Below are 22,129 nucleotides of genomic sequence, written 5' to 3' on the forward strand. Positions count from 1 at the left end.
CGGCCGGTCAGCTGACGATGACGATCCGGTCGGCGCGGGATTTGGTGTCGTCCACGGCGAACCAGCCGCGTTCGAAGGCCTGCCAGCGCTTGAGGTGCTCGCGGCTCTTCTCGCCGTCCCGCGCGACGGCGCGGCGCAGGCGTTCCTCCGGGTCCGGGAGTTCCACCCAGATCGCCTCGTCCAGGCGTGCGGCGATGGAACGGCGGGCCGCCGAGACGCCTTCGATGATCAGGACGTCCGGCACCGGCACGGTCACCCAGTCGCCCAGGCGCGGCCAGCCTTCCGTCCAGTCCATCCGCCGGTAGCGGGCCTCGCGGCCGTGCCACAGCGGTTCGAGCACGTCCGCGACCAGCCGCGGCCACCACGACACCGGGTCGGTCCAGGTGGCGAAGTGGTCGGTCGGCACCACGGTCGCGCCCAGCTCCTCGGCGAGGCGCGCCGCGTAGGTCGACTTGCCCGAACCCGACGGCCCGTCGACCGCGACCAGCCTCACATGCTGCGCCGGCCGGACAGGGCCCGACCGAGGGTGAGCTCGTCGGCGAACTCCAGGTCCCCGCCCATCGGCAGGCCCGACGCGAGCCTGGTGACGGTGAGGCCCGGGAAGTCGCGCAGCATCCGGACCAGGTAGGTCGCGGTCGCCTCACCCTCCGTGTTCGGGTCGGTGGCGATGATGATCTCGGACACATCCGTGCCGATCCGGGTGAGCAGCTGCCTGATCCGCAGCTGGTCCGGCCCGACCCCGGACAACGGGTCGAGCGCACCGCCCAGGACGTGGTAGCGGCCCTTGAACTCACGGGTCCGCTCGACCGCGAGCACGTCCTTCGGCTCCTCCACCACGCAGATCAGGGTCAGGTCACGGCGCGGGTCGCGACAGATGCGGCAGGTCGTCTCGGCCGAAACGTTGCCGCACACGTCGCAGAACACCACGCCGTCCTTGACCTTCTGCAACGCGTCCTGGAGCCGGCCGATGTCGGCCGGGTCCGCGGCGAGCAGGTGGAAGGCGATGCGCTGCGCGCTCTTCGGACCGACGCCCGGCAACCGGCCGAGTTCGTCGATCAAGTCCTGGACGGGCCCTTCGTACATCAGCCGAACAGCTTCCCGAGACCACCCAGGTCGTCCATCCCGCCCATACCGCTGGCCAGCGGGCCCATCTTCTGGGCGGCCAGCTCCTGGGCGGCGCGGTTCGCGTCGCGCACGGCCGCGACCACCAGGTCGGACAGCGTCTCGACGTCGTCCGGGTCGACCGCCTTCGGGTCGATGTTCAGGCTCTTGAGCTCTCCGCCGCCGGACACCACGGCGGTGACCAGACCGCCGCCGGCCGTGCCGGTGACCTCGGCCTCGGCCAGCTCCTGCTGCGCAGCGGCCAGCTGCTGCTGCATCTTCTGCGCCTGCTGGAGGATTTGCTGCATGTTGGCACCACCGGGTTGCACCGCGGGTTCCTCTCTTCGGGGTTTGCCGCCGTTCACCAGCGTAGTCGCGTCGATCAGCCCTTCAACGGCCGAGCACCAAGCTCGTCGGCGAGGAGCTTGAGCACGACCGCCTCCGGGTCGAGCCGCTGACCGTCCGCGTCGCCCGGGAGGGCGGCCTCGGCCAACATCTCCTCCTCGTCCACCGGCTCCGGCGGGAGGGGCTCATCGGGCTCCGGCGGCTCGGGCGGCGGCGGCACGTCGTCGGCCGGGGTCGGTCGGGCCTGTGCCTGGCGGGTCGGCTCTGGCGTGCGGGTCTGCTGTGCTCGGCTGGGCCTGGTCGGTGCGGAACGCTGCGGCTTCTGTGGCGCCTGCCGGGTCGGGCCGGGGCCGGCCTGGCCGTGCACGCAGCGCACCTGCCACGTGCCGCCGAACACCCGGGCCAACGCGGTCGCGATCGCATCGACGTGGCGCGGCTCGGCCAGCCTCTGGGCCAGCGGGGCGGAGGTGTGGGCCACCGTGACCGTGTCGCCGTCGACATCTGCGACGGTGGCCCCGCTGGTGAGCAACGCACCAGCGCGGACTTCGAGGTCGCGCACGATGCCGCACAGTTCGGGCCACCGGCGGCGAATCTCCGCGGCGTCGACCCGACTGGGTCGCGCAGGCTGCTCCACCGCCGACTCTTCCACCTGACGGGGCGGGACGGGCGCGACAGCCTCGGCCGTCGGCGGAGCGAGCCGTTCCACCGGCGCAACTCCGGTGCCTTTGACCGGCGGCGCGGATTGCAGAACCGGCGGCGCGGGCGGTGGGCCGGCAGGCGGGGCAACGGGCCGTTCTCCCGACGGCGCGGGCGCGGCGGGTGCGGATTGTGCCGGTTCGGCGGCACGCTGGGAGGGGCGCTGGAACCGGGGCTCCGGGGCCGCGCCGGCTGCCGTTGCCGGCCCTGCCGGTGCGCCGCCGGCCGGTGGGCCGTGGCGTTCCAACTGCTCGACGCGTTGCAACAGGCCCGACTCGACATCGCCGACGGACGGCAGCAGCATCCGCGCGGTCACGAGTTCGAGGAGCAGCCGGGGCGCGGTCGAGCCGCGCATCTCCGTCAACCCCTGGTGCAGGATTTCCGCCCACCGGGTGACGGTCGCCGGCCTGGTCGCCTCACGCTGCGCGGCCATCTTGACCAGCTCGTCGTCCGGCGCGGACACCAGACCGCGCTCCGCCGCGTCCGGCACGGCGTGCAGCAGCACCAGGTCGCGCAGCCGGTCGAGCAGGTCGGAGGCGAACCGGCGCGGGTCGTGACCGGCCTCGACCAGCCGGTCGACGGTGCCGAACACCGCCGAGCCGTCACCCGCCGCCAGGCCGTCCACCACGTCGTCGATCAGCGCCACGTCCGTCACGCCGAGCAGCGCGATCGCCCGGTCGTAGCGCACCCCTTCGGGGCCCGCGCCGGACAGCAGCTGGTCCATCACCGACTGCGTGTCACGGGCCGACCCACCGCCCGCGCGGATCACCAGCGGGAACACCGCCGGGTCGACCGCCACGCCCTCGGCGGCGCAGTTGCGCTCCAGCAGCGCCCGCATCGCGCTCGGCGGGATCAGCCGGAACGGGTAGTGGTGCGTGCGCGAGCGGATGGTGGGCAGCACCTTGTCCGGCTCGGTGGTGGCGAAGATGAAGATCAGGTGCTCGGGCGGCTCTTCCACGATCTTCAGCAGGGCGTTGAAGCCCTGCGTGGTGACCATGTGCGCCTCGTCGATGATGAACACCCGGTAGCGCGCCTCGGCCGGCGCGTAGAACGCCTTGTCGCGCAGCTCGCGGGCGTCGTCGACGCCGCCGTGGCTGGCCGCGTCGAGCTCCACCACGTCCACGCTGCCCGGACCGTTGGGCGCCAGGCCGATGCACGAGTTGCACACGCCGCACGGCTCGGGCGTCGGGCCCTTCACGCAGTTCAGCGACCGCGCCAGGATGCGGGCGCTGGACGTCTTGCCGCAGCCGCGCGGTCCGGAGAACAGGTACGCGTGGTTGATCCGACCGGCCGCCAGGGCGATGCGCAGCGGGTCGGTCACGTGCTCCTGCCCGACCACCTCGCCGAAGGTGGCCGGACGGTACTTGCGGTAGAGGGCGAGCGCCACGTCGGGGACCTTACCGGGAGGGTCCGACAAAAGAAGGGGACCCCGTGCACCCACCAGAGCCCGCTTATCCTTGCTGCCTTCCGGCCCTGGGGAGGTTCGCGAGATATGTGCCGCACGAGGTCCGACTCCAGTGTAGCGGGACGGTCCGACGCCACCGCCTAGAGGGGTGCCGGCCCGTCACCCCCACGGTTGGGCGATGAACGCGCCGATCTCCTCAGTTCGCCACCCGCGTGTAGACGCCGGGGTAGCCGGTCGCGGCGCAGCCGATGCCCCGCGACACGAGGCCGACCTGGACGTAGCTCTCCTGCCGGGGGACCTTCACGAACAGCGGTCCGCCGGAGTCGCCTTGGCAGGTGTCCTTGCCGGTCTTGCCCGCGCACAGGTCCAGCGCGGGGTCGAGGTCGTCGTAGGAGATCGAGCACTCGGCGGCCGAGACGACCGGGACCTGCACTTCCTGCAACTGGTCCGGGCCGTTCCACACGCCCTCGTTCGGGAACGGGTCCTGCTGGACGGTGTTGCCCCAGCCGATCCCCGTGAGCAGCCGGCCGGGCCGCTCCAGCGCGTCGGTGCCCGGTGTCGCCAGCTGGATCGGCGCGACCTCGGTCACCGGCGAGCTCAGGATCAGCACCGCCGCGTCGTACGCGTAGTCGTCCTTGTACTTCGGGTGCACGTAAATCTGCCGGACGTCACGGGCGTAGCCCTGGCTGTCGTCGCTGAGCACGGTGCGGCCGACGATCACCGAGACGTCGCCGACCATGTCCGGCCGGATGTCCTGCACGCAGTGCGCGGCGGTCAGCACGGCACGCGGGCCGATCAGCGACCCGCCGCAGTAGTGCCGTTCGTAGGCGTTGGTCCCCCTGCTTGCGCTGGAAGGTGACCATGAACGGGTACTTCCCGTTCGACACGCCCTCGCCGCCGACGACGTCCGGTGTGACGTTGGGCGGTCCGGCGACCGCCGTGCCCGCCGTCACCGAGAGGCCCAGTGCGATGACCGCGACGGCAGCCACCACGAGGCGTTTCCGATCAACGCGATCTCCTTGTCCCCCGAACGGGTGATGATCACGACTCTGGCAGCGAACCGCGCGGAACGGCCATCCACGATCAGCGGAAACCGCCTCCCGACCACCCGTTTTGGGTCGCCGGGAGGCGCTCCGGTAGGCTCTCCGGCGGAGGATTCGCATAGTGGCCTAGTGCGCACGACTGGAAATAGTGCCAGCGGCTGCGGTGTGCTAGTTGCCAATTTCCCAAGGTCGCGCAATGTAACGAGGGGCGCGATAGTGCGACCTCACAGAAGCCACCTTAGCGCGGAGTGGATCTCTTCACCAGACCCACTTGACCGGTCGTGCCGACCATCGCTTCACCCTCTTGGACCGACGGCGACTCGGCCACGACTCGCAGACCCAAGCGAAGTGACGTCCGGCAAGAGTCTCACCTCGGGCTCACACAGCGGACGATTCCACTCGTTGCATCCACGCAAGTGTTTAACTAGGCTAAAGAAAGACGGCAGCCACCGTCACTCGAATGGACTAGTTGCCGTCGACTGTCTCGCTTATTCCCAGACGTGGCAATAATCACGAAGATCCCAGGCAACTTGACTGGGTGGTAACCCGCCGTGGTCATTTGATCACACCAGTATTTGCGTGTACGCGATACACGCTCGGTGACGAAAACACGGCCATCGCTGACGGTGACACACACCAGTCGACCACATGTTCGAGGCCGCAATCTTGCGGTCTCGAAACGATGTTGCGCGCCGAAGGTGCTGATAGAGACTCTGGGAGCGCTGTCACTCTCCGCGATGATTCGCCGACGGCGCGGGCCTGCGACCTGTCCCGCCGGGCGGACAACCCTTGCATCCATGCACACAGCGCAGTGCTCGCGACTGGCTATTTACATGGTGCTTGCGCATACGCAATCGTTGAAGGCTCACGTACACCCACCGTAGTGTCCGATTCGTGGGGCGCGCTGCCGCCGTTCCACGGATGCTATGGGGGATTCGATGTCTGTGCGTGTTCACGTCCGCGTGGATGCTTTCGAAAGAATCAAGGCTGACCGCGATCTGAGGTCTAACTACGCGCTTGCCAAGCGGCTTGGCGTGGCACCGTCGACGGTCGGCCGTGTTCTGAAGTCCGAGCAGCTTCCCGGTAACGAGTTCATCGCCGCCACCATTGCGACACTTGGCGTCGATTTTGACGATGTGTTCGAGATCGAGCGTTCCGAACCCGATTCGGAGAATGTCGACCGCAAGGCGGGCGAATGAGCGCCGCCGCGATCCGTTTGGGTAGTTGGGAACCCGGTTCGGCTGAGTGGAGTTCTGCGCGTTCGTCCGGCCTGGGGGGGTTCGGAGATCGCCGCCGTACTCGGCTTGTCGCCGTGGGAGAGCCGTTTCTCGCTGTGGTATCGCAAGAAGGGGATTATCCCGGCGACGCCGGACAACGACGCCATGAGCCGAGGTCGTCGGCTCGAACCCGTGGTCGCGTCGTGGTTCGCCGACGAGCACCCCGAGTACCGGGTGCGCCGTACCGGCACGTGGGCGAACCGGCATCGGCCGTGGCAGATCGCCACGCCCGACCGTGTGCTCTACGCGCGCAATGGTCGCGGGCTGTTGGAGATCAAGACGTCGACGGAGCCCGACGAGTGGGGCACGCCGGGTACCGACGAGGTGCCAATCTTCTACCGGTGTCAGGTGATGTGGCAGCTCGACACGATGGGCCTTTCGCGCGCCTACGTCGCGGTGCTCACCAGCCGGCTTGACTTCCGCGAGTACGTCGTCGACTGGAACGCCACCGAGGCCGAGGTGCTGCGCGCCGAGGCCCGCGAGTTCCTCGACACCCTCGACCGCGACGAGCGCCCCGACCTCGACGAGCACGGGGCGACCTACCGGACGGTGCGCGAGCTGCACCCGGATATCGACGACGTCGAGGTCGAGATCGACCCGGCGCTCGCCGAGCGGTACCGGGTGGCGGTCGCCGAGCACAAGGTCGCCGAGGCAGCCAAGCAGCGGGCGACGGTCGAGGTGCTCGACGTGCTCGGCACCGCGCCGGGCTGTGGTCGACGGCGAGTCGATCGCGATCCGGGTGCCCGGTCGCGGTGACGCGCCGCCCTCCCTTCGCCCTTCCCCTGTCCGTTCGACGCCCCGGAAGGTGAGCCCCGCAGCATGAGCAACGCCCAGACCATCACCGGCGCCGTCGCCAAGCGGGAGACCGCAGCACAGGCGCTGATCAAGCAGTACCGCGACGACTTCGCCGCCGTTCTCCCCGACCACGTGAAGCCGGCGACCTTCGTGCGCTTGTCGCAGGGGTTGCTACGCCGTAACGCCAAGCTGGCCGATGCCGCCGAGCGCAACTCGGCGTCGTTCCTGGCCGCGTTGCTGGAGTGCGCGAGGTTGGGCCACGAGCCGGGCACCGATGCCTACGCCCTGGTGCCGTTCAAGGACCGCAAGAACAACACGGTCGAGGTCGTCGGCATCGAGCAGTATCAAGGCGTCATCGAACGGATGTACCGGGCGGGCGCGATCCGGTCGGTGAAGGCCGAGGTGGTCAAGACCGCCGACCCGTTCGTCTATGAGCCCGACGTGATGGAGAGGCCGCGCCATCGGCCGGACTGGTTCGCCGAGCGCGGCGAGCTGGTCGGTGTCTACGCCTACGCCGTGATGCTCGACGGTGGCACGTCGCGCGTGGTGATGATGAACCGTGCCGACGTCATGAAGCGCAAGGCGGTCGCGCGCGGCACTAGCGGTGACGATTCCCCGTGGAACACGTGGGAAGAGTCGATGTGGCTCAAGTCGGCTGTTCACGAGCTTGAGAAGTGGGTGCCGACGTCGTCGGAGTACCGGCGCGAGGCTATGCGTGCCGCTCGTGAGGTCGTCGCCGAGCAGCCCGCGCCACCGGTCGGCTCGCCCCGTGCCGGCGAGGATGTCGTCGACGCCGAGATCGTCGACGACCAGGCCCCGCGCGAGCAGGACCAGGCCCCGACTTCGGCGGGTGGTGCGCGGTGACCGCGACCAGCGTCGACGGTGTGCGTGTGGTCGCCGACGAGCCGACCCCGGCGCCGATGCGCGACAACGCCGGTACGCCCGTGCTGTGGCAGCAGACGCGCACGCTGACGCTCGCCGACGGCCGGACGGTCTACGGGTGCGCGCACTGCGACTACACCTCGCCGAACATGCGGTCGATCCGGCCGCACCTGAACAAGCACCGCGGCGAGCGCGGGCTCGGCGATCTCGGCAGCCTTGGCGGGCTGACCCTCGCCGAGGTCGTCGCCCGGCTCGCCGAGCGCGAGCAGCTCGTCGTCGATCGCGACCAGTGGAAGCGCCGCGCCGAGCGGGCCGAGCGGTCGCTGTCGACGCTGCGCAACGCCCTGCGGGGTGTCGCGTCGTGACGACCGCACTCGTTCCCACCGGCCGCGTGCTCGTCTGCTGCGCCGAGCACCTGCCGAGCGGCTGCTGCGACGCCGTCGACTGCGCCCCGTGCTGCCCGGAGTGCCCCGTCTGTCCCGTGGTGCAGGCACGCACACCGCAGCAGCGCGCGGCCGACGCCGCCGTACATCGCGACCTGGTGCTCGCGCTCGTCGAGTGGGCGAACGACATCCGCTCGCGCCCGATCGGAAGGGAGGCGCCGCCGTGCCTGATCAGCTCGCCCTAGCGTTCGCCGACCGCAACGCCGGCCAGCAAGACAACCTCGCCGCCGCCTCTGCGGTGCACAAGCGGTACCGCGAGACCGTCGAGACCGTGCTCGCCGAGCTGGTGCGCCAGGGGCGGCCCTTCACTGCCGACGACGTGCGCAAGGCCATTCCCGACGAGGTCGCCGCCGAGGCGCACTCGCCGAACGTGCTGCCGTCCGTGCTCGGCATTTGGGCCGCGCGCCGGGTGATCGTGTCGTGCGGCGAGTACCGCAGCCGACGCCGCTCGCGCCGAGCGAGCCGTAATCGCGTCTGGATCGCCCGCAGCGCCGCCTCGGCCGCCTAACCACCCACACAGGACCACCCGACGAAGTTCGTCGCAGCTCTGCGGCGGGCGCGATGACGCACGCCCGCGCCCGCCGCAGCCACCGGGGGAAACAGTGATCACCGACCTTTCGCACCACGTCGACGAGCGCTCGTCGACCGCTCGCCGACTCGACCCGCTCACCGTCGAGACCGCACTGCGCGGACACCGACCGTTCCGCGTTCTACCGGCGCCCGAGGCCGCCGAGGTGCTGCGCATCCTCGGCCGCCGAGGCGACCGGCTCAACCAGGTCGCCGAGCTGCTCGACGTCGACCCGGCCGAGATCGCCGACCAGTACGCCACCGTGAGGCCGCGGTGAGCGTGGTCGCCGTGCGATGGGCCGCCGAGCAGACCGCTGGCGGACCCATGCCGAAACTCGTCCTCTACGCGCTCGCCGAACACGCCAACCGCGACGGGCGCGCGACCACCTCGGTAGCCACGCTGGCGCGCGAAACCGAGGCGAGCGAGCGGACCGTGCGCCGAGCCCTCGACGCGCTCGCCGAGCGCCGTCTGATCGGCCGCGCCCGTCGGCAGCGCGGCACCGGCGCCGATACGTCGAACGAGTACCGCCTCGCCCTCGACGACCACCCCCGATCGGCCGCCCCCGTCGGTCAGAACGACACCCCCGGTGGACACAGCGACAGTCCCCCGGTGCCAGAGCGACACCCCCGGACTGTCACAGCGACAGCCCACGCGGGTGACACAGCGACACCCCAAGGTGAACCGGAACTACTGAACCGAACTACGGAACCGAAAAGCAGCGCCGCGCGCCCGCGCACGCGAGGCACGACCACGCTCGTCGACCTCTCGGCGAGTGCTGTTCGGCCCGACGCCTATCGGCTGGTGTCCACTTGGCGCGCCGACACCGGCGCCGCCTACCGGCCGCAGACCGTGCGCGCACTCGCCCGCCACGTCGACGCCGTGCTGCGCGACGGAGGCGACCCGACCGCCCTGCGCGCCGCCCTCGACGAGTGGCACCGACGACCCGACGCCCGTCCCGGACTGCTGCCGCACCTGTACGACGACGCGGTCAAGGCCGCCGCCGCAGCTCGTCGACCGCCGAGCCCGTCGACCGGTCGAGCCACGCGCGGCGACAAGGTCCGCGGTTGGCTCGCGCTCGCCGACGACCAGGTCGACCCCGTCGAGCCCGACCGGCTCGCCATCGAGGGGGCACGGTGAACCGCGCCCAGGTCGCGACCCTGCTCGGCGCCGCCTCGGCCGTCGACCCGCGCATTCCTGCGCCCGACGCCGACGTGCTCGCCATGTGGGCCGCTGTGCTCGACGACGTGCCCGCCGAGGTCGCCGCCGACGCCGTGCGCGAGCACTACCGGCGCCGAACCGAGACGATCATGCCCGCCGACATCGTCGAGCACTGGCGCACCGCCCGCCGCGACGCCGCCGAGCAGCGCCACCGCGCCGAGCTGACCGCCCGTCCCCGCCGACTCGACGAGAACGGGCTGCGCGCCATCCGATCCGGCATCGCCCGCGTCACCGCCGCGCTCGCCGTCGCCCGTGGCGTCGACCCCGAGTACGCCGAGGCCGAAGCCGACGCCCGCCGCGCCTACCTCGTCGTGGCGTGCCCCTACTGCCGCGCCTACCCCGGCCACCCCTGCACCGGACCCGGCGGACGACCGCTCACCAAGACCCCGGCGCACCCCGCCCGATTCGACGCCGCACTCGCCGCAACCAGCAACCAGGGGGACCAGTGACCAACCTCAACAGCACCGGTCGCGACCGGTCGACAGCGTCGCCGCGCGTGCGCGCGGGCGACGCGCCGACCTCCTACCTGCTGCCGCTGCCTTACGACCGTCCACCGCTCACCGCCAACCAGCGGCACCACTGGCGCCGCCGGGCTCGGCTGACCGCCGGGGTTCGCCGCGCTACCGCCACGCTCGCTCGCTCGGTCGGCGTGCCCGCGCTCGGCCGCTGCTCGGTCCGACTGGTGTGGACCGTCACCGATCGGCGCCGCCGCGACGCCGACAACCTCGTGCCCACCCTCAAGGCGTGCTGCGACGGGTTGGTCGACGCCGGGGTCGTCGACGACGACGTACCCACGCTCATGGTCAAGCACATGCCCGAGATCGTGCTCGGCGAGCGCGGCGCCCTGGTGCTCGTCGTCGAGTCCGTCAACGACAGCCCGCCTGATGGGGTCGCGTGATGGACGCCGATACCCGCAGCGCCCTGGGGCTCGTCTCCGAGGCCGTCGAGCGGGCACTCGCGCACCACCGGCGCCGCGACGAGCACGACGCCGACCTCACCGGCGCCGCTCGCGTGACCTACTCCCCGATCACTCGCGCGCTCGACGACGCGCTCGACACCCTGCGGAGGCTGCTCGATGCTGCGTCTGCCTGAGTGGCGAACACGGGCAGCCTGCCGAGGCCGGTTCGATCTGGACTTCATCGAGCCACCCGCCGAGCAGCTCGCCGAGTGCCGCGCACTGTGCGCCGGGTGCCCAGTCGCCGAGCAGTGCCTCGCCGAGGCCCTCGACAACGGCGAGGCGTGGGGCATCTGGGGAGGACTCGACGCCGACCAGCGCGAGCAGCTCGCCGAGGAGACCGGCCACCCGGTACCGATGGTCAAGCCAGCGCACGGGACCAACAGCCGCTACGCCAAGCACGGTTGCCGCTGCGACCTCTGCCGCGAAGCGCACACCACCTACGACCGGCAGCGCCGAGAGCGCAACCGGACACAGGCGCATGCGGCCGATCCGTGGGAACGGCCGATCGTGCTCGCCGAGCCCGTGCGCACCGGTCGCACGTGGGTGGGTGTCGGTCAGTACCTCCTACCCCTGCTCGGTCTGCCTGTGCCCGATGACGTCGAGCACCAAGATGCCGAACAGCAGGTTGCCCCAGTCACCTCGGCCGCGTGAGCCCAGTAGGAACGTGCGCCGGGCTGTCAACCACGCTGTCCGTCTGTCCGTCTGTCCGGCTTGCTTAAAACCATAATTCCTGCGGTAATGTGATAGTGCGATGCGTGGGAGCGACGGCCACGCACGACGAAATGGGCGGCAACCGCCGCGTATGTGGGCAAGCACTACGCGATATGCGGTCACCGCCCAAGGGGTTACTTTCGCCTACGCAGCCATCCAGCAGCAAAGCGGAGCCCCCCGGCGAGCGGCCTCGTCCAACGGGCGAGGTCGCTCTCGCCGAGGAGGTCAGCGGCTATCCCGGCGACCTCCAACCCCAGCGCATACCGTTCGAGCAGGTCAGCGACAGGGTTGCGAGGTTCGCCGAGCGGCACCCCCCGTCGTCGAATCATCAGCGTGTCCTCTTCTCTTCCTCCGCGCCTGGAGCCCCGAGGCTCGGGGCTGCATCCCCGACGCGGACACTCTGAGACCTCCCTGTTGCTGCTGGACACGAAATGAATCGACACTGAAGATTTAAAGGCAGATCACAACTGAACGCAACAAACCAAGATCGTTTTCAGTGATTGCTGATGATCACTTGGCTATCCAGGCAAACCGTCCTGACCAGCATTAATAATGTTCGCCTGTCTAGCCAGGCTGGCTTTGCTATGCCGTTCTTTAACTCGACAGAGTGAACATTCCGGTGTTTCAAATCACAGCAAATGACAGCGGCGGGCCGGTGACACCGAGGGTTGACGCTCGGATGCGTGATCACGTGCAGCGTTCCTTCGTGCAGCAACCCGACTGCTGGCGGTGAGGTCTGCGGGCTGTGCCTCGGCCGGTTGCTCGGCGACCTGGCCGCGGTCGACGAGTTGGTCGACGACCTCGACGACACGGTCGCGCGGCGCACCCGGACCGGGCAGCGAGTCGGCTCGCGTCCGTCCGACACCGGCTTGCCGTTCAACGTCGGTGCGGCCGAGGTTCGCGACGACCTACGGAACGTGTTGTCGACGTGGGTACGTGAGCTGTGGGAGACGCACGGGCCGCGCCACGAGGTACCCACCGGCGAGACGGCACCGGGCGGTTCGCCGGTCGTGGTCGCGGAACTCGACCCGCTCGACCTCGACGACACCCTGCCGGACATGGCCGCGTGGCTGCGCCGTCATCCCTCGTGGATCGAGTACCACCAGGCGGCCGGCGAGCTGGTCGACGAGATCACCGACGCCGTCGAGCGCGCCCGCCGGGCGGTTGACCTTCCCCCAGCGCGGCTGTACTGCGGGCCGTGTCCGAACTGCGGCGCCGACCTCTACGCGCGCCCCGACCGGGCGACGATCGGGTGCCGCGAGTGCGAGTCGCAGCACGACGTCGAGGCGCTGCGCGCCGCGCTGCTCGACGCCGCCCGCGCCCAGCTCGCCACTGCGGCCGAGGTCGCCCGCGCGCTGCCGAGGCTGCTCGGCCGCGACCTGTCCGCGAACACGGTGCGCACGTGGGCACGAAACGGGAGGCTCACTCGGCGCGAGCCCGACGAGCGTGGTCGCCCTCGGTACCTGGTCGGCGAGGTGATCGACGTCGCGCTCGCCACCCCGAGCAGGACTCAAATTGCGCCATCCGGTCTACCCTGGAGCCGTGACCGTCATGGCGTGGCTGGACGGGCGTCCAAATGATCTAGTCGTACTCGCGCGCAACTTCACCGGCGACCCGGCGATTCGTTGTGACGATGGCGAGAACTACTACCTCACCTCATCGAGCTTGGACGCGCTGTTCTCCAATCCTGCGGACTTCCGGGATGCCGCATCGTCACTCCTCGTCCCCCTCAATGGCGCCTCTTGTGTGCTTAACCCCGACTACCGTCCAGTTCGACTCAGGGGGTCGTACAGCGACAGCGAGGGCAGAGGACACGTCGCCGTTCTCGGTACGGCTGTCGAGACTGCCACCGCCTTCGCGATGGCGACCGTATCTGTCAACGGTGTACCGCAGGAGCCCACGCCATCTCCCGCGCCAAAGCTGGCCAGACTAGCCGGACAACATCCGGACGTGACTGAGGTGTTCCGGCTGATGGCAGGGGTAGACCCGCTCGATTGGTTCACCCTCTACAAGGTCTTCGAGATCGTCAGAGACAACGTTGGAGGGCAACAAGAGCTGATCAACAGCGGTTGGAAGTCGAGGAAGAAGTCGAGGCAAGAGCTGAGCGCTTTCACCGCATCGGCGAACTTGCCCCATGTGAGTGGCGACACTGCACGCCATGCTCGACCCAACAGCGGGAGCCCTCAGCACACGATGACGCCAGACGAAGCGAGGAGGTATATCAGCGGACTCGTCCGTGCATGGTTGGACTCGCTTTCGTCACGTGGCTAGGCGACGGGTCACCTTGCTGCGTCACCCAAAGAGCCACCGATTGCGCCTAAACTGGTGATCAGCAGCGGGTGAGCTGTACCCACACCCGGAACCGGCAGCCCCGCGACCCCTCCCCCCTGGTCGCGGGGCTGCCCCATTTCTGGACCGGGGCGAGGTGGTCGGCCGTGCCTCGCAACCTGGTCACAGACGCCGACCGCGCCCGCGTGCGGGAGCTGCACGCCGAGGGCAAGACCCGCAACGACATCGCCCGCGCGATCAACCGCTCGTCGTCGACGGTGACCGGTATCGCCCGTGAGCTGGGGCTGTCGTTCGACCGCAGCAAGACCGCCGCCGCGACGGCCGCTCGGCAGATCGACAACCGGTCGAGGCGCACCGAGATCGTCGGCCGGCTCTACGGCCGCGTCGAGCACCTGCTCGCCCGGTTGGAAGCCGACCGGTACGTGTTCACCGCGACGACGATCAACGGCATTGAGTCCAAGACGCTGGACCACGTCCCGGCGCCGGACGAGAAGGCGCTCGCGAGCGCGTTGTCGACGCACCTGTCGGCGGCTTCCCGCCTTGAGCAGGTCGACGCGGACAAGGGCAGTGAGGGCGCTAAGTCGATGTTGGGCGGGATTGCCCTTGCGCTCGGCGTCAGCGTGCCGACTTCTCCTGCGTGAAGTCGACCCGCTTTTCGTTCGGCGAATATCTTCCCGTAGTCAACTTACGCCCTGCCGAGCGCGCGTAAGGAACAAAGTCGGACGACTCGATGCCAGCGGCTACGTAATCTTGCATATCAGGGCCGTCGAATCTGATGATCAACTCCTCGCCAGCCTCAAGGCGTTTCGGAAGCTCGTCCCGTTCGCCAGGACCGACTGACACGTCGGACGGCATTACTTTTCCTTGCTTGACAGCCGTGTTGGAGGCTTTCAATCCGACCTGTTGCACCGTAGTGGCCATTCTCCCGACGTTGGTCACTACGACAACAATTCGTCGACGTTTCGGCTCGGCGAAGATGAATTCGTCGGCAGATTTGACGATGATGCGAGCACCTGAACGAACCCAGGAAATAATTTGCCAGCCCAGCGAGAGTAAGGACACTGCTAGCGCTACCCACGCGACCATTGCGTAACGCTACCTCGCTTGTCGGCTAGGTCTGTTGGGTCGGCGGGGTGAGTCGATGGTCTTCGACCTTCCGCTGTCCCCGAAGCAGGTTGAGTCGCTGCGAGGGTCGTCGACGCGCGTGTCGATCTGGTCGGGTGCGATCAGGTCGGGCAAGACGACCGCGTCGCTTCTGCGCTGGTTGATCTACGTCGCGTCGGCGCCGCGTGGCGGGCAGCTCGTTGTCGTGGGTCGCACCCGCGACTCGGTCGCGCGCAACGTGTTCGCTCCGCTGCAAGACCCGAGCCTGTTCGGACCGATCGCCGACCAGGTGCACTACACCGCCGGGGCGCCGACCGCCCGGATTCTCGACCGCACCGTCTACGTGCTCGGAGCGAGTGACGCGAAGGCCGAGAAGGTGCTGCGCGGCATGACCGTCGCGGGCGCCTACGTCGACGAGCTGACGGTCGTAGCCGAGGACTTCTTTACGCAGTTGCTCGGCCGGATGAGCGTTCCGGGTGCGCAGTGTTTCGCGACGACGAACCCCGATTCGCCCGCTCACTGGCTGAAACGGCGCTACCTCGATCGGCTGGGCAAGCTGCCCGACTGGCGCTCGTTCTCCTTTATCCTCGACGACAACCCGGCGCTAGGACAGTCCTATAAGGACTCGGTTCGTCGTGAGTACACCGGGTTGTGGTTCCGCCGGTTCGTGCTCGGCGAGTGGGTCGCGGCCGAGGGCGCGGTGTTCGACATGTGGTCGCCCGACGAGCACGTGCTGCCCTGGCCGGAACTGCCGGACATGGCGCGGCTTCTGGCGGTCGGGATCGACTACGGCACGACCAACGCGACGGCCGCTCTGCTGCTCGGCGAGGGTGTCGACCACCGGCTGTACCTGGTCGACGAGTGGCGCCACGACCCCACGCACGCGCGGGTGAGGCTCACCGACTCTCAGCTCTCCGCGGGGCTGCGCGACTGGCTCGGCACCGGGCACCTTCCCCGCCCGACCGGGCTGCGTCCGCAATGGGTCGTCGCCGATCCCTCGGCCGCGTCGTTCCGGGTGCAACTCCACAACGACGGGGTGACCACGCAGGCCGCCGACAACGACGTCGCATACGGCGTCCGTGTCGTGTCGTCGCTGCTGGCCGAGCGCCGGCTGTTCGTGGCCGACCGGTGCCGCGGCTTCATCGGCGAAGCACCCGGCTACTCGTGGGACGACTCGGCAACCGTCAAGGGCACCGACGCCCCGGTCAAGGTGGCCGATCACAGCCTCGACGCCGCCCGGTACGCGATCATCACCACCGAAAACCTTTGGCGTTCCACGCTGGCTCTTGCCGCCTGATCAAGTTCGGCATGATGGCCGCTCTTGAGATGGACCTCGCAAGTCCCCCGCACCCCCGCGTCTTGATCGGCTACTCTCCCGCCGCACGTGCCGTGGTTTGTGCGGTGAGTCAAGGAGAGCCAGATGACCGATTGGACACAGGTCGGTGCCATAGCGACCGGCGCGGGAGCCTTGGTGACTGGCGTAAGCGCAGGACTGATTGCCTGGCAGGCGTGGGAAACCAGGCGGACGGCGCAGGCGGGCCGAGGCGGAGTAGAGATAGGCCAGCGCTCACTAGAGGTTTCGCAGGCACTCGCGATCGATTCGACGAAAGCTCGCCTTGACGCTCGCGCTCCACGTCTTTTGGTGACAGCGGCACCAACTCACGGCGAAGTCGTGATGGGTCCGTCGGGTTCCGGACAACCTCGACCTTGGCCGGTTGATCGTACGTTCCGCAGGACTGAGGACGACTACCAGTACCTACTGACGGGCGCTCAAGTCGACATCAAAAATGAGGGCGACCGATCCCAGAGGGTAGGGATAGACGCCAACGAAGTCACGCTACTCCGACCCGAGAATGGGAACATCACCCCGAACGGTGGACGCATTACGGTTCTCCTTGCACCAGGGGAAAGCTGCGAATTCCGACTTGCCGATCAACGGACGTTGCAACAGTGGTCAGAAGTTTGGGAAGCAAGGCGGGGTGGCGAAGCCGCCGCAGGCAAAACCGGCGGCGAGGTAATCTGTAGCGACCCTTACGACGAGGGCATAGTCGACCGCTGGAAAATCGAGCTATACAGCTACCCTGTCGAACCCATCCTGAACGACTTGGCCGGATGGAGAATCCGCAACGGCCAAACAGATCCGCCTATAGTTACGACATACATCAGTCAGCAAACACGCGAGTATTACCTGTCGAAACAGGGCAACCGCAAACTTGAAACAACATCACCCCAGGGCGACGAACGCACAAGCTAGAGAAGAAGACAAACGCCGCACACAGGCATAACTGAATAATTCGAACTCAATTCGCCTCGACCACTTCATTCAGGTGGAAGGGAGGCGGATATGGGTTCCACCTGGCCGCCGAAACCCTTCGATCGCGCAGCGGCGAAAATGCGCGAGTGGGATGCCTGGTACACCGGCAGCCCCGAGCAGCTCGCCGCCCTATACGGGTCCGGGCCGGTCGTGCACACCCGCCCCGGTCAGTACCGGGGCGGGCTGGTCGGCGCGGTGTCGCGGTTCTTCTGGGGGCGCCCGGTCTCCCCTCGGGGGCAGCAGCGGACCCGGTTGCACGTGCCGCTCGCCTCGGACATCGCGACCGCCTCGGCCGATCTGCTGTTCGCCGAGCCTCCCCGGATCACCGTCGAGAACGACTCGGCGCAGGCCCGGCTCGACCAGATCCTCAACACCCCGGATGTGCACAGCTCGCTACTGGAGGCCGCCGAGGTCGCCGCCGCACTCGGCGGGGTCTACCTGCGGGTGGTCTGGGATGCCGACGTGCGCTCGCACCCGATGCTCGACCCGGTCGACGCCGACGCCGCCGTGCCGGAATGGCGGTGGAAGCAGCTAGCGGCGGTCACGTTCTGGCAGACCGTCACCGCCGACGGCCCGACCGTGCTGCGCCACCTCGAACGCCACGAGCCCGGACGCATCGTGCACACCCTGCACGAGGGCAGCGACGACGAACTCGGCCGCGCGATCCCGCTCACCGAGCACCCGTCGACCGCATGGGCCGCCGAGCTGGTCGACGCCGACGGCGCGATCGGCACCGGCACCCGTCGGCTCACCGCGGCCTACGCGCCGAACATCCGGCCGTCACGGCAGTGGCGCCCGGTGCCCGCGCTGCGTCCGTTGGGGCGCAGTGACTTCGACGGGGTCGAGCCGCTGCTCGACGCGCTCGACGAGACGTACTCGTCGTGGATGCGCGACGTCAGGCTCGCCAAGGCCCGGCTACTCGTACCGACCGGCTACCTGCAACCGAACGGCCCCGGACAGGGCGCGACGTTCGACGACGATCAAGAGGTCTTCCACGAGCTGAACATGCTTACCGGCCGCGGGGACGGCGCGCCGCCGATCACCGCCTCGCAGTTCGCGATCAGGGTGCGCGAGCACCGCGAGACCGTCGAGCAGATCACGCACGACGTGTTGCGCGCCGCCGGGTACTCACCGTCGAGCTTCGGCGAGACCGACGGCGCTGCGACCGGCGTCACCGCGACCGAGGTCGTCGACCGCCGGCTGTCCTCGGAGACCACCCGCGACAAAAAGTCGCGTTACTGGTCGGCCGCGCTCGCCGCGATCACCGGCACCCTGTTGGACGTCGACGCGCACGTGTTCGGCACTCCCGGCGTGCTCGGCGCCGAACCGGCCGTGAACTTCGGCGACCAGGCCCAACCGGACCCGGCCGAGCTCGCCCACACCGCGCAAGCGCTGCTCGCCGCCGAGGCCGCCTCGACCGAGGTCCGGGTGCGCATGGTCCACCCCGAGTGGGACGACGACCAAGTCGACGCCGAGGTCGCCGCCATCCATGCCGAGACCGGCCGCAGCGTGCCCAACCCCGCCACCTGGCGAGGCAACCAGGACGGGGGCGCGCGCGATGGTGTGGGAGCCCGCACCGGGCAGTGATCCGGCCGAGGTTGTCGAGCAGCTCGCCCGCGACATCCTCGCCGTGTTCACCCAAGCCGAGGCGCGACTGCTCGCCGACATCGCCCGCCGCGCCAACGCCGGCGCCGAGGTTCCCGAGTGGGCGGCGCAGAAGGCCGCCGCCGTGCGCGAGGTGCGGCTCGCCGTCGAGCGGATGCTCACCCAGCTACGCGCCGAGGTCGACACCAGCGCGGCCGAGGCCGTGCTCGCCGCGTGGCAGGCGGGTAGCGGCGCCGCGCTTGCCCAGCTCGCCGACCTCGGCGCGCTCGACGAGCCGCAGCTCGTCGCGCTGCGGGACGTCATCCCCGGCATGGACGCCGCCGCGCTGCTCGCCGCCGACCTCACCAGTCGGCTCGACGCGCTGTACCTGCGTGTTCTGCGTTGGGGACAGGACGCCTACCAAGTCGCGGTTGCCGCCGCCGCGCCCGCGCAACTGCTCGGCACCGGCACGACGCGCTCGGCGCAGCGCGCCGCGTGGGATCGGCTGGTCGCCGACGGGGTGACCGGGTTCGTCGACCGGTCCGGCCGCGCGTGGAACCTCGCGAGCTACGTCGAGATGGCGACCAGGACCGCGACCGCCCGAGCGTGGAACGAGGGACACCTCGCCCGCCTCGACGAGTTGGGCGTCGAACTGGTCACCATCTCGAACACCACCGACGGGTGCGCGCTGTGCTCGGTATGGCAAGGGCGCATCCTCGCCCGCACCGGCAGCGCGGGTGAACGCACCGTCGAGAACGAACTCACCGGCAAGCCGATGACGGTCGACGTCGCCGGAACCGTCGACGAGGCCCGTGCCGCAGGATTGATGCACCCGAACTGTCGGCACACCTTCCTACCGTTCATCCCCGGTGTGACCCGGCTCGACAAGCCGGTCGAGCACGACCAGGCCGCCGAGGACGAACGCGAGCACCTTCGCGAGCTGGAGCGCAAGGTGCGCATGGAGAAGCGGAAGGAAGCCGGGGCGCTCGACACCGCCGGACGGCGCCGGGCAGGGCAACGCATCCGGGAGCTACAGGCCGAGATCCGCGAGCACGTCGACGCGACCGGGCTCAACCGCAAGCGCTACCGCGAGCAGCTCAACCTCGGGCACGGCACCCTCTCGGCCGCCCGGCGCCGCCGCGCCGCGCTCGCCGAGCAGCTCGCCGAGGGCACCGCCGAGCAGACCCGACTCGACGCCGTCGCCGTCGAACAAGTCGCCCGACGCGACCGTGAACGTCTCGCCGCCGAGCAGGCCGAGCGCGAGCGGCTCGCCGCCGAGGCCGCGGTCGACCTCACCGCCTTGACCGACGAGGAACTCGACGAGCGGCTCGCCGAGGTCGCTGACAACGACGCAGCGGTCGAGGCGGTGCTCGCCGAGATGGATCGCCGCCAGGCCGAGGCCGAGCAGGACACCGCGCAGGACCAGGACGCCACCGAGGACGACGACCCGAACGCCGAGCAGTGGGCCGAGGTCGACCGACTCGTCGCCGAAGGCTGGGACTACGAACAGGCTTACGCCGAGGTGTTCGACAAGGACATCGAGCGTTTGCGCCGTGACGAGGTGATCCAGCGCCTACGCGCCGAGGGGTACCGCGGTCGTGGTTTCGACGAACTCGCCCGCGCCGCTTACGCCGACGCGCTCGAACGCGACTACTTCGCCGCCGAGGACGCGACGAACGGCTACCTGCTCACCGCCGAGGGACAGCGCAAGGGCATCGACCCTCGGAACCTGTGGCGGCAGAACGAGACCTATGCCCGTCGGTGGGCGTCCGACGAACTCAAAGAGTGGTGGGACATCAACGGTAGGCTGACCTTCGACCAGTTCGCCGACCAACTTCTCAATGGTGGTAACGGACAACGGTTCCGCACAGGGGGTGAGTCGTGGCTCCGGTAACAGCCGAGCAAGCGCGCACCGCACGCGCCGAGGGCTATGCCGCCGGCTACGCGCTCCAACCTCCCATGCCCAATCCCTACGCCCCGCCGCACGTACCCGTGTGGTTGGGGCCACGGACACCAGCCGAGCAGGCGGCAGCCCGGCAACGCGACCGCCCCGCCCTACTCCTGGCCCGTGTGTGGCGTCTCGGCTACCAGGACGGACAAGCCGCCTACGCCGCCGACCGGGGACTCACCCCGGCGCCTCCGGTCGACTACTCAGGTTGATCTTTTCGAGGTCGCCCGGTCCGTCCCGGTAGACCCGCACGCCAAGCCTCGATCTCGGGTAGACGCTCGGGCAGCCAACCGGGTACGCCTCCCTCGTCGTCGACGAGCTTGCCCGTGTTGGGGTCGACTTCGTATGAGCCGATCGTGACGTCGGGTTCGGGGAACGGGTGTGCGGAGCCTGCCGGGTGCCGTTCACGCCACTTGACGACCGCATGACGAGAGACCGGGCTCCGCAGAGCCCGGCCCAAACCCGCCATGTCGAGGTAGCGCGCGGTCACGCGCCGAGCACCCCCTGCCCGGTGATCGTCTCCATCGGAATCAGTTCCCACGTGGCGGGCATGACGTCCTCGACCGTGGCGACCGGCTCGACGGTCGCAGGTGCGTCGACCGTGTCGACGTCCCCCTCGAACAGGTCGCCCTGTTCGGCGCCGAACAGATCCATGTCGGTGAACAGCTCGCCCATCTGACACCCCTTAAGTCGTCTCTGTTGGCGACAACTTTACGGCACTCCGCCGGAAGTTGTCCAGAACCGAGACGACTTCTTTCGCGCGCTCTCGACGTCTGTCGGGCGCTTCTCGTGATCGCTGGCCTAGGAGGTCCGCCCATGTCCGCACCCGTGCCCGCCTCACCGCCTACGGGCGACCCGACCGGTATCCCACCGGCACCACCGAACCCACAGGACAACCCGGCACCGCCGGGCGACCAGGACAGCGGCCCGACCGGCGAGCAGCAGCGAGGCGAGCAGGGCTCGCCCGACGTCGAGGCCCTGCGCGCCGAGGTCGCCGGGTGGCGCGACCGATTCGAGGGTGCGCAGCAGGGCATCGTCGACAAGATCGCCGCCGCGCTCGGCCTCGGCAAGGCGGGCGAGGCACCGACCGTCGAGCAGGTCACAGAGCAGCTCACCGCAGCACAGCGCGAGGCACGCGAGCGTGCGGTCGACCTGGCCGTGTACCGCTCCGCGCCCACCGTGGGCGCCGACCCCGACGCGCTGCTCGACTCGGCGAGCTTCCGCAAGCGCGTCGCCGACCTCGACCCCTCGGCCGCCGACTTCGCCGACAAGGTCGCCGCCGCCATCACCGCGACCGTGCAGGCAAACCCACGCCTCGCCACCGCGCCCGCCGCCGCTCCGCGCAGCGGCGGACAGATCACCGGCGGTTCACCGACCGGTTCCGACGACCTCGGCTCGCTGTCGGTCGAGGACTACATCAAGCGCACCAGGAAGGGGCGTAGCTGACC

General features: G+C 69.3%; 26 protein-coding genes, 1 other RNA gene and 1 pseudogene. 20 read left to right on the top strand and 8 right to left on the bottom strand.

Features of this window, described 5'->3' with window-relative positions; translation table 11 throughout:
• Positions 1–7: 7 nt before the first annotated feature.
• From FM051_RS42670 to FM051_RS42695, 6 genes and pseudogenes are all read right to left on the bottom strand, one after another.
• Complete coding sequence (locus FM051_RS42670; protein WP_158852802.1) at positions 8–493, bottom strand: uridine kinase family protein; 486 nt, start codon at positions 491–493, stop codon at positions 8–10.
• On the bottom strand, positions 490–1,083 hold the full coding sequence (gene recR, locus FM051_RS42675) for a recombination mediator RecR (RefSeq protein WP_158852803.1): 594 nt from the start codon (positions 1,081–1,083) through the stop codon (positions 490–492). Before recR ends, FM051_RS42670 begins: the two co-directional genes overlap by 4 nt.
• On the bottom strand, positions 1,083–1,409 hold the full coding sequence (locus tag FM051_RS42680; protein ID WP_238413062.1) for a YbaB/EbfC family nucleoid-associated protein: 327 nt from the start codon (positions 1,407–1,409) through the stop codon (positions 1,083–1,085). Before FM051_RS42680 ends, recR begins: the two co-directional genes overlap by 1 nt.
• 74 nt (positions 1,410–1,483) lie before the next feature.
• Entirely contained in the window at positions 1,484–3,529 is a 2,046-nt protein-coding gene (locus tag FM051_RS42685) for a DNA polymerase III subunit gamma and tau (RefSeq protein ID WP_158852805.1), read from the bottom strand.
• 30 nt (positions 3,530–3,559) lie between these two features.
• Positions 3,560–3,656: signal recognition particle sRNA small type (gene ffs / locus FM051_RS42690), an RNA gene on the bottom strand.
• A gap of 87 nt (positions 3,657–3,743) precedes the next feature.
• Positions 3,744–4,379, bottom strand: a pseudogene (locus FM051_RS42695) (S1 family peptidase); the annotation flags it as partial.
• 1,149 nt (positions 4,380–5,528) lie between these two features.
• Between FM051_RS42695 and FM051_RS42700 the strand changes: the two are divergent.
• From FM051_RS42700 to FM051_RS42770, 15 genes are all read left to right on the top strand, one after another.
• Positions 5,529–5,789: a helix-turn-helix domain-containing protein gene (locus FM051_RS42700; protein WP_158852806.1), complete on the top strand. Its 261-nt coding sequence runs from the start codon at positions 5,529–5,531 to the stop codon at positions 5,787–5,789.
• A 54-nt stretch (positions 5,790–5,843) separates the two neighbouring features.
• A complete protein-coding gene (locus tag FM051_RS42705) occupies positions 5,844–6,623 on the top strand; it encodes a YqaJ viral recombinase family nuclease (RefSeq protein ID WP_274383875.1) in 780 nt (259 codons plus the stop codon).
• Positions 6,624–6,686: 63 nt separating this feature from the next.
• Entirely contained in the window at positions 6,687–7,526 is an 840-nt protein-coding gene (locus FM051_RS42710; RefSeq protein ID WP_158852808.1) for a recombinase RecT, read from the top strand.
• Positions 7,523–7,909, top strand: a complete 387-nt coding sequence (locus FM051_RS42715) for a hypothetical protein (protein WP_238413064.1) — start codon at positions 7,523–7,525, stop codon at positions 7,907–7,909. The genes FM051_RS42710 and FM051_RS42715 overlap by 4 nt, the downstream gene beginning before the upstream one ends.
• On the top strand, positions 7,906–8,172 hold the full coding sequence (locus FM051_RS42720; protein ID WP_158852809.1) for a hypothetical protein: 267 nt from the start codon (positions 7,906–7,908) through the stop codon (positions 8,170–8,172). Before FM051_RS42715 ends, FM051_RS42720 begins: the two co-directional genes overlap by 4 nt.
• Positions 8,151–8,495, top strand: a complete 345-nt coding sequence (locus tag FM051_RS42725) for a hypothetical protein (protein WP_158852810.1) — start codon at positions 8,151–8,153, stop codon at positions 8,493–8,495. Before FM051_RS42720 ends, FM051_RS42725 begins: the two co-directional genes overlap by 22 nt.
• Before the next feature lie 94 nt (positions 8,496–8,589).
• Positions 8,590–8,832: a hypothetical protein gene (locus FM051_RS42730; protein WP_158852811.1), complete on the top strand. Its 243-nt coding sequence runs from the start codon at positions 8,590–8,592 to the stop codon at positions 8,830–8,832.
• A complete protein-coding gene (locus FM051_RS42735; RefSeq protein ID WP_158852812.1) occupies positions 8,829–9,692 on the top strand; it encodes a helix-turn-helix domain-containing protein in 864 nt (287 codons plus the stop codon). Before FM051_RS42730 ends, FM051_RS42735 begins: the two co-directional genes overlap by 4 nt.
• Positions 9,689–10,222, top strand: a complete 534-nt coding sequence (locus FM051_RS53430) for a zinc finger domain-containing protein (protein WP_158852813.1) — start codon at positions 9,689–9,691, stop codon at positions 10,220–10,222. Before FM051_RS42735 ends, FM051_RS53430 begins: the two co-directional genes overlap by 4 nt.
• Complete coding sequence (locus FM051_RS42745; RefSeq protein ID WP_202919335.1) at positions 10,219–10,671, top strand: RusA family crossover junction endodeoxyribonuclease; 453 nt, start codon at positions 10,219–10,221, stop codon at positions 10,669–10,671. The genes FM051_RS53430 and FM051_RS42745 overlap by 4 nt, the downstream gene beginning before the upstream one ends.
• Entirely contained in the window at positions 10,671–10,865 is a 195-nt protein-coding gene (locus FM051_RS42750; protein ID WP_158852814.1) for a hypothetical protein, read from the top strand. Before FM051_RS42745 ends, FM051_RS42750 begins: the two co-directional genes overlap by 1 nt.
• Complete coding sequence (locus tag FM051_RS42755; RefSeq protein WP_158852815.1) at positions 10,849–11,382, top strand: WhiB family transcriptional regulator; 534 nt, start codon at positions 10,849–10,851, stop codon at positions 11,380–11,382. Before FM051_RS42750 ends, FM051_RS42755 begins: the two co-directional genes overlap by 17 nt.
• A gap of 743 nt (positions 11,383–12,125) precedes the next feature.
• Positions 12,126–13,022 (top strand): hypothetical protein, encoded by an 897-nt coding sequence (locus tag FM051_RS42760; protein WP_158852816.1) that lies wholly within the window; start codon positions 12,126–12,128, stop codon positions 13,020–13,022.
• Positions 12,985–13,713, top strand: a complete 729-nt coding sequence (locus tag FM051_RS42765) for a hypothetical protein (protein ID WP_158852817.1) — start codon at positions 12,985–12,987, stop codon at positions 13,711–13,713. The genes FM051_RS42760 and FM051_RS42765 overlap by 38 nt, the downstream gene beginning before the upstream one ends.
• Before the next feature lie 164 nt (positions 13,714–13,877).
• The gene (locus FM051_RS42770) at positions 13,878–14,372 is read left to right on the top strand and encodes a helix-turn-helix domain-containing protein (RefSeq protein WP_202919336.1); all 495 of its coding nucleotides are present in this window, start codon (positions 13,878–13,880) and stop codon (positions 14,370–14,372) included.
• Here FM051_RS42770 and FM051_RS42775 read toward each other — a convergent pair.
• Positions 14,347–14,817 (bottom strand): hypothetical protein, encoded by a 471-nt coding sequence (locus tag FM051_RS42775; RefSeq protein WP_158852818.1) that lies wholly within the window; start codon positions 14,815–14,817, stop codon positions 14,347–14,349. The genes FM051_RS42770 and FM051_RS42775 overlap by 26 nt on opposite strands.
• A 55-nt stretch (positions 14,818–14,872) precedes the next feature.
• Between FM051_RS42775 and FM051_RS42780 the strand changes: the two genes are divergently transcribed.
• From FM051_RS42780 to FM051_RS42795, 4 genes are all read left to right on the top strand, one after another.
• On the top strand, positions 14,873–16,132 hold the full coding sequence (locus tag FM051_RS42780; protein ID WP_158852819.1) for a PBSX family phage terminase large subunit: 1,260 nt from the start codon (positions 14,873–14,875) through the stop codon (positions 16,130–16,132).
• A gap of 123 nt (positions 16,133–16,255) precedes the next feature.
• Positions 16,256–17,089: a hypothetical protein gene (locus FM051_RS42785; RefSeq protein WP_158852820.1), complete on the top strand. Its 834-nt coding sequence runs from the start codon at positions 16,256–16,258 to the stop codon at positions 17,087–17,089.
• Positions 17,090–17,227: 138 nt separating this feature from the next.
• The gene (locus FM051_RS42790; RefSeq protein ID WP_202919337.1) at positions 17,228–18,736 is read left to right on the top strand and encodes a phage portal protein; all 1,509 of its coding nucleotides are present in this window, start codon (positions 17,228–17,230) and stop codon (positions 18,734–18,736) included.
• A complete protein-coding gene (locus FM051_RS42795; protein ID WP_158852822.1) occupies positions 18,708–20,627 on the top strand; it encodes a phage minor capsid protein in 1,920 nt (639 codons plus the stop codon). Before FM051_RS42790 ends, FM051_RS42795 begins: the two co-directional genes overlap by 29 nt.
• 540 nt (positions 20,628–21,167) lie before the next feature.
• Here FM051_RS42795 and FM051_RS42800 read toward each other — a convergent pair.
• Positions 21,168–21,356, bottom strand: a complete 189-nt coding sequence (locus FM051_RS42800) for a hypothetical protein (protein WP_158852823.1) — start codon at positions 21,354–21,356, stop codon at positions 21,168–21,170.
• A 141-nt stretch (positions 21,357–21,497) separates the two neighbouring features.
• Between FM051_RS42800 and FM051_RS42805 the strand changes: the two genes are divergently transcribed.
• Positions 21,498–22,127: a hypothetical protein gene (locus tag FM051_RS42805; RefSeq protein WP_158852824.1), complete on the top strand. Its 630-nt coding sequence runs from the start codon at positions 21,498–21,500 to the stop codon at positions 22,125–22,127.
• The last annotated feature ends 2 nt before the right edge of the window (positions 22,128–22,129 follow it).

Origin of the sequence: Saccharothrix deserti (genome assembly GCF_009769385.1) — a bacterium.
Classification (GTDB): Bacteria; Actinomycetota; Actinomycetes; order Mycobacteriales; family Pseudonocardiaceae; genus Actinosynnema; species Actinosynnema deserti.

Bases quoted from the DNA above. Each gene is read 5' to 3' on its own strand.
- FM051_RS42680 (WP_238413062.1), bottom strand. From the start codon at position 1,409: ATGCAGCAAATCCTCCAGCAGGCGCAGAAGATGCAGCAGCAGCTGGCC.
- FM051_RS42775 (WP_158852818.1), bottom strand. From the start codon at position 14,817: ATGGTCGCGTGGGTAGCGCTAGCAGTGTCCTTACTCTCGCTGGGCTGG.
- FM051_RS42755 (WP_158852815.1), top strand. From the start codon at position 10,849: ATGCTGCGTCTGCCTGAGTGGCGAACACGGGCAGCCTGCCGAGGCCGG.
- FM051_RS42805 (WP_158852824.1), top strand. From the start codon at position 21,498: ATGTCCGCACCCGTGCCCGCCTCACCGCCTACGGGCGACCCGACCGGT.
- recR (WP_158852803.1), bottom strand. From the start codon at position 1,083: ATGTACGAAGGGCCCGTCCAGGACTTGATCGACGAACTCGGCCGGTTG.
- FM051_RS42780 (WP_158852819.1), top strand. From the start codon at position 14,873: ATGGTCTTCGACCTTCCGCTGTCCCCGAAGCAGGTTGAGTCGCTGCGA.
- FM051_RS42750 (WP_158852814.1), top strand. From the start codon at position 10,671: ATGGACGCCGATACCCGCAGCGCCCTGGGGCTCGTCTCCGAGGCCGTC.
- FM051_RS42795 (WP_158852822.1), top strand. From the start codon at position 18,708: ATGGTGTGGGAGCCCGCACCGGGCAGTGATCCGGCCGAGGTTGTCGAG.
- FM051_RS42800 (WP_158852823.1), bottom strand. From the start codon at position 21,356: ATGGGCGAGCTGTTCACCGACATGGATCTGTTCGGCGCCGAACAGGGC.
- FM051_RS42785 (WP_158852820.1), top strand. From the start codon at position 16,256: ATGACCGATTGGACACAGGTCGGTGCCATAGCGACCGGCGCGGGAGCC.
- FM051_RS42790 (WP_202919337.1), top strand. From the start codon at position 17,228: ATGCGCGAGTGGGATGCCTGGTACACCGGCAGCCCCGAGCAGCTCGCC.
- FM051_RS42710 (WP_158852808.1), top strand. From the start codon at position 6,687: ATGAGCAACGCCCAGACCATCACCGGCGCCGTCGCCAAGCGGGAGACC.
- FM051_RS42700 (WP_158852806.1), top strand. From the start codon at position 5,529: ATGTCTGTGCGTGTTCACGTCCGCGTGGATGCTTTCGAAAGAATCAAG.